This is a genomic window from Desulfocurvus sp., from assembly GCF_023230885.1.
In the GTDB taxonomy this organism is placed as follows: domain Bacteria; phylum Desulfobacterota; class Desulfovibrionia; order Desulfovibrionales; family Desulfovibrionaceae; genus Desulfocurvus.
The window spans coordinates 1-10,260 of record NZ_JALNWM010000117.1 but is presented as its reverse complement, the minus strand read 5'-3'; the positions used below and the strand labels follow the sequence as shown (position 1 = coordinate 10,260).

At 71.6% G+C, this 10,260-nt stretch carries 10 protein-coding genes; 4 read left to right on the top strand and 6 right to left on the bottom strand.

What is annotated here, in order from left to right:
* Positions 1-494: 494 nt before the first annotated feature.
* The 4 genes from M0P34_RS09545 (at position 495) to M0P34_RS09530 (ending at position 5,342) form a co-directional block, all read left to right on the top strand.
* Positions 495-1,013, top strand: a complete 519-nt coding sequence (locus tag M0P34_RS09545) for a periplasmic heavy metal sensor (RefSeq protein ID WP_291498685.1) — start codon at positions 495-497, stop codon at positions 1,011-1,013.
* A 436-nt stretch (positions 1,014-1,449) separates the two neighbouring features.
* Positions 1,450-1,989 carry a periplasmic heavy metal sensor gene (locus tag M0P34_RS09540; RefSeq protein WP_291498684.1) on the top strand — a complete coding sequence of 180 codons (540 nt, stop codon included), beginning with the start codon at positions 1,450-1,452 and terminating at the stop codon, positions 1,987-1,989.
* 111 nt (positions 1,990-2,100) lie between these two features.
* A complete protein-coding gene (locus M0P34_RS09535; protein WP_291498683.1) occupies positions 2,101-3,933 on the top strand; it encodes an ATP-binding protein in 1,833 nt (610 codons plus the stop codon).
* Complete coding sequence (locus M0P34_RS09530; protein ID WP_291498682.1) at positions 3,930-5,342, top strand: sigma-54 dependent transcriptional regulator; 1,413 nt, start codon at positions 3,930-3,932, stop codon at positions 5,340-5,342. The genes M0P34_RS09535 and M0P34_RS09530 overlap by 4 nt, the downstream gene beginning before the upstream one ends.
* 80 nt (positions 5,343-5,422) lie before the next feature.
* On the opposite strand, the gene M0P34_RS09525 is transcribed toward M0P34_RS09530, so the two are convergent.
* The 6 genes from M0P34_RS09525 to M0P34_RS09500 form a co-directional block, all read right to left on the bottom strand.
* On the bottom strand, positions 5,423-5,773 hold the full coding sequence (locus M0P34_RS09525; RefSeq protein WP_291498681.1) for a ferredoxin-thioredoxin reductase catalytic domain-containing protein: 351 nt from the start codon (positions 5,771-5,773) through the stop codon (positions 5,423-5,425).
* 2 nt (positions 5,774-5,775) lie between these two features.
* On the bottom strand, positions 5,776-6,030 hold the full coding sequence (locus M0P34_RS09520) for a glutaredoxin family protein (RefSeq protein ID WP_291498680.1): 255 nt from the start codon (positions 6,028-6,030) through the stop codon (positions 5,776-5,778).
* A 104-nt stretch (positions 6,031-6,134) separates the two neighbouring features.
* The gene (locus tag M0P34_RS09515; protein ID WP_291498679.1) at positions 6,135-7,013 is read right to left on the bottom strand and encodes an amino acid ABC transporter permease; all 879 of its coding nucleotides are present in this window, start codon (positions 7,011-7,013) and stop codon (positions 6,135-6,137) included.
* A gap of 8 nt (positions 7,014-7,021) precedes the next feature.
* Positions 7,022-7,846, bottom strand: coding sequence for a transporter substrate-binding domain-containing protein (locus M0P34_RS09510; protein WP_291498678.1), 825 nt, complete (start codon positions 7,844-7,846; stop codon positions 7,022-7,024).
* 46 nt (positions 7,847-7,892) lie between these two features.
* The gene (locus M0P34_RS09505; RefSeq protein WP_366062399.1) at positions 7,893-8,711 is read right to left on the bottom strand and encodes an amino acid ABC transporter permease; all 819 of its coding nucleotides are present in this window, start codon (positions 8,709-8,711) and stop codon (positions 7,893-7,895) included.
* 653 nt (positions 8,712-9,364) lie between these two features.
* Positions 9,365-10,153: a glycosyltransferase family 2 protein gene (locus tag M0P34_RS09500; protein ID WP_291498677.1), complete on the bottom strand. Its 789-nt coding sequence runs from the start codon at positions 10,151-10,153 to the stop codon at positions 9,365-9,367.
* Positions 10,154-10,260: the final 107 nt, after the last annotated feature.

The following is a 10,260-nucleotide window of genomic DNA, read 5'->3' as shown; positions in this document are numbered from 1 at the left end:
CCGCGCGCGCCCGCGTGGGCGAACACTTCGCCCTGCCCGCCGTGATCCGGCGCTACGCCGCCCTGTACAGCCAGCTCGCGGGCTGAGCCGCCCCTTCACCGTCCTTTTCCCCGCCCCCCGGGCCTTGTCCGTCCCTTCGCCGCCCCCTTCAGCCCGCATCCCGGGCCTTGCCCGCTCCGGTTTGCTGCTTCCGGCGGGTTTGCCGGGGCACGGGCTGCAAGCCAGCCCCGAAACGTTGCCCGGCCCCGGTCCGGCGCTTCCGTCCCCGCGGCCGCGGTGTGCAACCCGGTGCACAGATGTGCAAGCACGATGTGCGCGAGGGTTCACAACTCATGCGCGCCCTGATGGCGGTGATAATTTTACCATTGTTTTCATTGTATTTTATCGTTTGGCACGCCCTGTGCTTTAAGGGCGGCAAGGGGGACGACGGTTCGTCCCGCCGCAGAAAAAGCAAGGCGCAGCCCCGGCGCGCCACAACACGATGGAGGACTTCCATGACCAAGCGAATCACCACTTTCGTCGCCCTGGGTGCCCTGGTCGCAGTGGCCGCCCTGGCTTTCAATACGTCGGCCCTGGCCGCCGGACACGGGCAAGGCCACGGCCACGGCTACGGGATGCAGGCCGGCATGGGCGGCTGCGGCGGCTGGGGCGGAGCGGCCCTGAGCCCCGAGCAGCAGGAGAAGGCCCAGGCCCTGTTCACCGATTTCCAGGAGCGGACCGCCCCGACCCAGCGCGAACTGTTCGCCAAGCGGGCCATGCTGAACGCCGAGCTGGCGGCCGTGACCCCCGACTCCAAGCGCGTGGACGCCCTGACCGCCGAGGTCAGCGACCTGCACACCCGGATTTTCGCCGAGCGCGTGGCCCTGCGCAAGGCCCTGACCGAGGCCGGGCTTCCGGCCCAGGGCTTCATGATGGGCATGGGCGGCCGCCACGGCGGCATGATGCGCGGCGGCGGCCCGATGTCCGGCTGCGGCGCGGGCCCCGGCTGCGGCGCCATGATGGGCTGCAACTAGCAACTGACCGCTTCGGCAGATGACATAAAGAAGACACCCTCCTTCCTCCCTCCCACCCTCACCCCAACCCTTGCCTCAGGCCCCTCCTCCCGGAGGGGCCTCTCTTTTCCGGCGGGCCCGGAGCGGACCATAGGCGTCCTGGTGGCCACCCCGGAGGGCATCTCTTTTCCGGCGGGCCCGGAGCCCTGCCCGGGCGCGGCGAAAGGGCCGGGCGGCGTCCCGGCCGTGGCCCGCACCCGTCGCGCGGTCGCCGGGGCGCGTGAAACAGCTTGCACAAAAAGCGGGGCCGTGCTGTGCTGTGCTTTGCACAACGGAGCTTGCACAAGATGGGTGCTCAGCTTAAATGCATGAAATAAAAAGAAATTTATTCTGGCACGGCTCGAGCTAGACGGGGGGAGCCTTTGCCAATGCAACGCCATCCCCTAGGAGTTTTTGCATGTCCAGGAAATCTCTCGCTCTTTGCCTGACCCTTGTGGCCGTGCTGTCCCTGTCGGCCCTGGCCGTGGCCGGTCCCGGCGGCCCCGGCCCGGCCCTGACGCCCGAGCAGCGCGAGCAGGCCATCTTCCTGTTCGAGGAGCACCAGAAGGCCGTCATCCCCCTGCATGAGCAGTTGCGCGCCAAGCACGCGCTGCTGGACTCGGCCCTGCGCGCCCGGCCCGTGGACGAGAAGGCCGTGGACGCCCTGACCGGGGAGCTCGGCGAGCTCAAGGCCCGGCTGTTCGCCGCCCAGGTGGAGCTGCGCAAGAAGCTCGCCGCCGCCGGGCTGCCCGACATGGGCGCCAGGATGATGGACTGCCCCGGCCGGGGCCCCGGCCAGGGTCACGGCATGGGTCACGGCATGGGCCACGGCGGGGGCGGCTGCCCCGGCTGGGGCCAGGGCGACGCCTCCGAGGCCGAGGCCCCGCAGGATCTGACGGGCATGGGCCCCGGCGCGCAGCCCGGCCTGGAAGAGGAATTCGCGGCCTTCGGCGGATAGCCGGCCGCACAACCGTTTCATCGCCTCCCTCCTCCCGATGCCCGGGGCGCCGTGTGGGCGGCGCCCCGGGCCGCATCGGCGCCCGGGGGGCACTTTCGGAAGGTCGCCCGCATGGACATAGGCCTGCGCTCCAGCAACCGGACCTACCTCACCGCCGCCGCCCTGGCGGTGGTGCTCATCGGTCTGGCCCTGTCCTTTCTTACCTGGCAGAACCTGGAGCGCCAGCGCCGGACCATCGAGGAGCACCTGCTGCTGTCCTCGCAGGTCATCCTGCGCGGCGTGGAGGCGACCATGGCCCGCGAGATGCGCGGGATGGAGCGCATGCTGCCCGGGCTCATGCACCGCGGGGGACACGGAGCCCCGCCCGGGGCGCTTTTCGCGCCCCGCCTGCGCGAGATGCTCGCCGACCTCATCGACAACAGCGACGTGCAGTTCGTGGCCATCCTCACGTCGGACGGGCGGGTGCTGTTCAACGCGCGGGCCCGCAACGCCCCGGACATCCCGGCCCTGCCGCCTTCGGCCTGGGAGCGCCTGGGCTCCGCCGGGGAATGGGCCGCGCTCTACCAGGGCGCGGCGGGCCCGGAGGTGTTCGTGGCCGGGCTGCGTGCCCGGCCCGGGCTGGCCCGGCTGTGCCCCGACATCGCCTCGCCCGGAAGCGAGGGGGCGGGCCCCCGGGGGCCCTTCCTGCTGGTCGGTATCGACCCGCGCAAGCATCTGGCGACCTTCGGCAAGTTCCGCCGGACGGCCCTGCTGCAAACGGGCTATGTGATCATGGTCGCGGTGTTCCTGTGGGGCCTGGGCGCGGCCTATGTGCGCCGCCGCGACCAGAGCCGCGAGTTGCACCGCCTGGAGTCCTTCCACTCCCGTCTGCTGGACACCATGCCCGACGGCCTGCTCACCGTGAGCGCCGGAGGTTCCATCCGCGCGGCCAACCCCGCCGCGCGCGTCCTGCTCACCGGCGGCGGCGAGCTGGTGGGCCAGCGCTTCGACGACCTGCCCCTGGAAACCGACACCCCGACCGGCGGTTCCTGCCTGTGGGGCAAGGGTTGGGAGCAGGCCCGCGTGGGCGGGCGCAGCCTGGAGATTCTGTCCATGCCCCTGCCGTCTGCGGCCTCGGCCGAGGGCGAGGCCGGGGAGCGGCTGGTGCTGGTGCGCGACCGCACGGACCTGAAGGCCCTGGAGGACGACCTGGCCGAGGCCCGCCAGCAGGCGGCCATCGGGCGGCTGGCCGCCGGGCTGGCCCACGAGATCCGCAACCCCCTCTCGGCCCTGCGCGGCTTCGCCCAGTTCTTCAAGAAGAAGCTGGAGGGCCGCCAGCCCGAGGAGCAGTACGCCGCGACCATGGTCAAGGAGGCCGACCGCCTGGACAAGGTCATCTCGGACCTGATGTTCCTCTCGCGCCCGCGCGCGCCCGAGAAGGCCGACGTGGACGCCGCCGCCCTGGCCGGGGAGCTGCGCGAGCTGCTGCGCTTCGATCTGGAGCACCAGGGCGCCGAACTGGCCGTGGAAATCGCCCCCGAAGCCGGGGACGGCCCGGACGAAAGCCCCGTGGTCCATGCCGACCCGGACATGCTCAAGCAGGCGCTGCTCAACCTGCTTCTCAACAGCCTTGCGGCCGTGGGGGCCAATCCGCCCGGGGAGCCCCGGCGCATCGTGCTGGCCTTTTCGCGGCGCCCGGGGCGGGCCTGCCTGGCCGTGCGCGACAGCGGCCCGGGCATGACCGACGAGGAGCGCGCCCACGCCCTGGAGCCGTTCTTCACCTCCAAGAAGGACGGCACCGGCCTGGGGCTGGCCATCGTGCACCGCATCGTGCGCAACCACGGCGGCCGGGTGGATATCGAAACCCGCCGCCAGGGCCCGGACCACGGCACCGAGGTCCGGCTGTGTTTCCCCGGCGCCGCGGAGCGGCACGCCTGCGAACCTGAACAGGGAGGACTCCCATGATCGCTGTCAGCCAGAAGCGCCGCGTCCTGGTGGTGGACGACGAACCCGCCCTGCGGATGATGGTCGGGGCCGTGCTGCTCGACGAGGGCTGGGACGTGACCGAGGCGCCCAGCGCCGAGGCCGCCCTGGACCTGCTGCCCGGGGCGCGGCCCGACGTGATCCTGCTCGACATGCGCATGCCGGGCATGGACGGCCTGGAGGCCCTGGGGGCCATCCGCGCCAAATCGCCCGGGGTGCCGGTGGTCATGCTCACCGCCTTCGGCACCGTGGGCAGCGCCGTGGACGCCATGAAGCGCGGGGCCTTCGACTACCTGACCAAGCCCGCCGACAACGACGAACTGGTGGCCGTGCTGGGCAAGGCCTACGAGTATTCGCGCCTGGTTTCCGAGAACCTGGAGCTCCGGCGCGAGGCCGACATGGCCCCGGAGCTGCGCGAGATCATCGGCCAGTCCGAGGGCATCCAGCGCGTCAAGGGGCTCATCGCGCAGGCCGGGGCCAGCGAGGCCACGGTGCTCATCACCGGCGAATCGGGCACCGGCAAGGAGCTGGTGGCCGCCGCCCTGCACGCCGCGAGCCCGCGCGTGCGCGGCCCGCTGATCAAGGTCAACTGCGCGGCCCTGCCCGGCGAGCTGCTGGAGAGCGAACTGTTCGGCTACGTCAAGGGCGCGTTCACCGGCGCGGTGAAGGACAAGCCCGGGCGCTTCCAGCTCGCCTCGGGGGGCACCCTGTTCCTGGACGAGATCGGCGAGCTGCCCCTGGGCTTGCAGGCCAAGCTGCTGCGCGCCATCCAGGAGCGCCTGGTGGAGCCCCTGGGCGGGGTGGGCGCCGTGCCCGTGGACGTGCGCCTGCTGGCGGCCACCAACCGCGACCTGGCGGCCGAGGTCCAGGCCGGGCGCTTCCGCGAGGACCTCTATTTCCGCCTCAACGTGCTCGAGGTGCCCATCCCGCCGCTGCGCCGGCGCATGGACGACCTGCCGCTGCTGGCGGCGCACCTCCTGCGCAAGCTGGCGCGCAAGAACAACAAGACCGTGCGCGAGGTTTCCCCCGCGTTCATGGAGACCCTGGGCCGCTACCACTGGCCGGGCAACGTGCGCGAGCTGGAAAACGCCCTGGAACGGGCGCTGGTGCTCTCGCGCACGGACTCCCTGTCCGCCTCGGACCTGCCGCCCCAGGTGCTGGCCCCGGGCGCGGCGCACGCCGTCCGGACCCCGGGCCCGGGCCTTGCCCCCGCCGAGGGCCCCGTTCCGCCCCGGGCGGCGCCCTCCCTGGACGAGGCCGAGAAACAGGCCATCGTCGAGGCCCTGGCCCTGTACGGCGGGCACCGCCAGCGCACTGCCGACGCCCTGCACATCAGCCGCCGCACCCTGCAATACAAGCTGCGCAAATACGGCCTGACCACGCGGGGTTGAAACCCGCGCCGCGAAGCAAGCAAAGCCGCCCCGGCCGGAACCATCCGGCCGGGGCGGCTTCGCCTTCGGCTGCGGGGGCCTCACCCGCCCAGCAGGGCGGCCATGACCTTTTCCGGGGGGCGGCGCTCCGGGACCGTGGGGCGTTCGATGCCGCCCTCGTTCCATTCCCGGCTGACGTACAGCCCGCAGAAGCAGGCGCCGTATTCGGCCACGTCGGCCTCGCGGTAGACGCAGGGGCAGACGATGTCGCGGTCCAGCTCGAAGTCGCCGGAGGCCAGGCGGCAGGGGCAGGCCATGTGCCCGTAGCGCTCCTTGTTCACCAGCAGGTTTTCCAGAAGCGGCATGGTCATGCCGTCCAGGTCGTTGTTGAAGAAGTAGCCCTTGGGCTCCTGAATCCTGCGCAGGGCCGCGTACAGCGTCTTGGCGTCCATGCCTACCTCAGGTGCGTGTCGAGTTCGTCCTTCTTGAAGCCAACGATGACGCATTCGTCGTCGATGACCACAGTGGGGAAGGACGTGGCGGGGTTGAAACGGCGGACCTCCTCGACCATCGCCTTGCGCTCGTCGCCGACGAGCTGGTCCACATGGACGCACTCGTACTCCACGCCCATCTCGTCCAGGTACTCCTTGGCGTGCTTGCAGTGGACGCAGGTGGACAGGGCGTAGACCTTCACCTTCTTCCGGGCCATTGCGGGCCTCCTTGGGGCTTCGGGGTGGCGGGGCGAGAGCCCCGTATCGGGCAAGCGTACCCCGGCGCCCGGGGCAGGTCAACCGGGCCGGGCGGCTTCCGGCCTCAGGCGCGGCGCAGGTGCAGCTCCAGGCGCCGCGCCAGGGCCGAGCAGGCCAGGGTCAGCAGCAGGTAGAGCAGGGTGATGGCGATCATGATCTCGTAGGTCATGTAGGTCGCGGCCATGAGTTCCAGGCCCTGGAAGGTCAGCTCCTGCACGCTGATGACCGAGACGATGGCCGTGTCCTTGATGGTGGCGATGAACTGCCCGGCCAGGGGCGGGACGATGCGCGCCACGGCCTGGGGCAGGATCACCAGGCGCATCTGCTGCCAGGGCGAAAAGCCCAGGGCCCGGGCGGCCTCGCGCTGGCCGCGCTCCACGGACTGGATCCCCGCGCGCACATGCTCGGCGATGTAGGCGCCTTCGTAGACGGCCATGGTCATCAGCGCGGCCAGGAAGTTGGGCAGCTGGTCCGCCGGGGCCATGACCCAGGCCAGGGCCCCGGCGGCCCAGCCGGGCAGGGCGCGCACGGCCGCCTCGATGCCCAGGGCGCGCAGGAGCATGTCGGACAGGAAGAAATAGAAGATGAAGACGAGCACCAGGGGCGGGACGTTGCGCACAAGGCCCACGTAGACCCCGCCCGTCAGCCGCCAGAACAGGCTGCCCGAGGCCCGGGCCAGGCCCATGCCCCCGCCCAAAAGGGTGGCCAGGAGCATGGTCCACAGGCTCAGGCGCACGGTGGTGGCCAGGCCCTGGGCCAGCAGCCCCGGCACCCAGCGCCCGGTGGCCTCGTCGAGGCGCACGAGATACTGGGCCAGGACGTGCCAGCGCCAGGTGTAGTCCTGCGCGGCGGTGGCGCGCCACGCCAGCAGGGCCGCCCCGCAGAGCAGGGCGGCGAGGAGCACGGCGTCCAGGGCCGTGAATCGCGCGGGGCGGTCCTGCATGGGCCGGGCTACTCCACGCGGTCCTTCCAGTCCGCCGTCATGAACCAGTAGTGGTAGCGCTCCTGGATCCAGCCCTCGCCGCGAATCTGTTGGATCCAGCTGTTCACATAGTTGAGCAGGTCCGGGTCGCCCTTGCGCATGGCGATGCCGTTGGGCTCGTTGGTCAGGTTGCGCTCGACGGGCACGAACAGGGCCTCGGGGTGCTCGGCGGCCTGCTGGGCGGGCAGGGGCGCCATGCTCACGAAGGCGTGGGCCCGGCCGGAGAGCAGCTCCTGCAACGCCTGGGGCTCCTTTTCGAACAGCCGCTTGCGGGCCTTGGGGAAGTGCGTTTCCAGGGCCTTCTGGGCCGTGGTGCCCGTGCGGGCGACGATGACCACGGAGGGATCGTTGTAGTCCTCCAGGGTCTTGAGGTCTGCGGCCTTGGCCCGGCTGGCGACCATGGACTGGCCCGAGAAATAGTAGGGCTCGGAGAAGTAGACCTGCTGGGCGCGGTCGGCGCGGATGCTCATGCCGCCGATGAGCAGGTCGAACTTTCCGGCCAGCAGGGCGGGGATGATGCCCTTCCAGGCCGTGGGCACGAGCTCCACGCGCACGCCCAGGTCGCTGGCGAAGCGCTCGGCCACGTCGATCTCGAAGCCGATGAATGCGCCGGACTTGTCCTTCATGGCCCAGGGCACGAAGGTGTCGAAGCCCACGCGCAGCACGCCGCGCTCCATGATGGCGGTGAGCGCGCTCTCGCGGGTGAGCGCGGCGGCGGTCTCGCCCGCGGCGGCGGGGGCCGCCAGGGCCAGGGCCAGGGCCAGGGCGGCCAGGGTCAGGGTGATGGGGCGCATGGGGATTCCTCCTCGCAGGCTGGGGGTGGGACGCGGGCGGGCACGGTCAGCACCCCGTGCCCAGGCGCCGTTCGAGCCCCGCCGCCGCCAGGGACAGCGGCAGGGTCACGCACAGGTAGATGGCGGCCACGGTGAACCATGTCTCGAAGACCAGGAAGGTGTCCGAGGCGATGATGTTGCCCTGCTGGGTCAGCTCGAAGATGGCGATGGTGCTGGCCAGGGACGAATCCTTGACCAGGGACACGGCCACGCCCGTGAGCGGGGGCAGCACGCGGCGCACGGCCTGGGGCAGGATCACGCGGCGGTATGCCTGCCAGCGGGTCAGGCCCGTGCCCAGGGCCGCCTCCCACTGCCCCCGGTCCACGGAGCGGACGCCCGCGCGGAATATCTCGGCGGCGTAGGCGCCCTCGAACAGCGCCAGGGCCAGCACCGCCGAGGCGAAGGCGTCCAGCCCAAGGACCGGGGCGATGACGTAGTAGATGAAGAAGATCTGGGTCAGCAGCGGGGTGTTGCGCACGGTTTCCACATAGCCGCGCGCCAGCAGCCGGGCGGTGAAGGAGCGCGTGAGGCGCAGGGCCGCCGCGCCCAGGCCGAAGACCAGGGCCAGGACCATGGCCAGGGCCGCTATCTGGAAGGTGACCAGCAGCCCGCGCAGCAGGGGGCCGGCGGCCCAGGCGCCGTCCGCGGCCTGCACGAGATAGCGCGGGATGCGGTACCATTTCCAGTGGTAGCCCAGCCCGTGCTCGCCCGAGGCCAGGAACGCGGCGGCCCCCGCCAGCAGCAGGGCGAAGAGCAGCACGTCGCGCGCGGCGCGCAAGGCGGCCCGGCGCTGGCCGGGGGCGGGGACGGCCCCGGCGGCGCTCACGGGCGGCTCCCCGGGCGCTGGCCGGGCATCTGGGCCGCAGGGCCGCAGGGGGGGGCGGGGGCATGCTGGGGGGCAGGATCAAGGGGCGGGGAGGGGAACGGGACGGCGGTCGCGCAGGGTCCGCCATGCGCCGCGCGCACGACGACCCCGGCCGGGGCGCGCCGCCCCCCGTGCTCCCCGCCGGGGCCGAAAAAGACCTGCGAGGTCTGGCGCAGCCGCGCGGGCCGCAGGGTGCGAGCGATACGGATCATGCCGGGGCTTCCTTCCACAAGATAGCACCCTAGCAGAATTCGTCGCGATGGCAAACCTTGCTGGACACGGAACGCAGCCTGCCCGGCCCTGTCCCCGTGCTTGCAGCGCGCCGCAGGGATGACCGGGGGAAATCCGGTCTGCCCGCGCCGCTTTGGGCGGATGCCTTCTGCCTTTGGCGCGGCGCATGCCGTCGAGGGGTCGTGCCGTTTCCGGGGCCTGTTCCCGAAGAGCGCATTTTCCGGGAGGGGGGCAGGGGAGAGGGTCCGGTAGAGGGGCGGGGGGAACCGGCTTCTGGCGCTTGGGAAAAAGGGGGTTCCCCCCGCCCCCTCTCCCGGCGGCCGCAGTCCGTGGCCGTCGCCGCAGGCTGTGGCCGCTGCCGTTGCCGTCGCTTTGCCGCGCTGCTATTTCCGTCCGGCGCGGCGGTTGAGTTCGTCGAGCTTCATGTATTTGTGGAAGGCGTAGAGGAAGGCGTGCACGGCCAGGACGAGGCCTGCGCGGCCGTCGCGCAGGCCCTGCTTGAGCAGGTATTGCCTGGCGAACTTGCCCGCTCCGTGAGCCAGGGCGCGGCCCAGGCTGGAGGGGCGGCCCTGGCGGTGCAGTTCGGCGGCGGCGGTGGTGGTGTAGCGGTTGATCTTGTCCAGGTGTTCGGCGAGGTCGGCGTAGGGGTAGTGGACGATATCGCCGGACAGGGTGCGCACGGGGCCGGTGGGGTGGAATTCCTCGTGGGGCAGGGTGCCCCGGATTTCCACGGCGTCCAGGCGAAAGGCGCGCAGGAGCAGGTCGGGGTACCAGCCGGAGTGGCGGATGAAGCGGTCGAGGTACCAGGAGCGGCGCGGGCAGTAGAAGCCGGTGGCCTGCCCGGGGTCGGCCAGGGCGGCGCCCAGGCTGGCCTTGAGCTCGGGGGAGAGGAACTCGTCCTGGTCCAGGGTTACGATCCAGGGGGTGTCCACATGCTCGAAGGCGAAGCGGAACTGGGGGATGGTGCCCTCCCAGGGGCGGGCCAGGATGGTGGCCCCGGCGGCGCGGGCGATGTCCAGGGTGGCGTCGGTGCTGCCGGAGTCCACCACCAGCAGGCGCTGGCAGAAGTCCAGGGAGGCCAGGGTGCGTTCCAGGTGCCGCTGGCCGTTGAAGGTGAGCACCACTGCGGTGGCGGGGATCGCGGCGGCGCTGGCGGCGGGTGCGGCGGTCACGGTTTGGGCTCCAGGGTGCGCGGGGCCGGGCCCTGGGCGGACTCGGGGCGCTTGAGAAAGTTCTGGCCGACGACCTCCAGGGCCTGGGCGACCACGGCGGCCAGGGG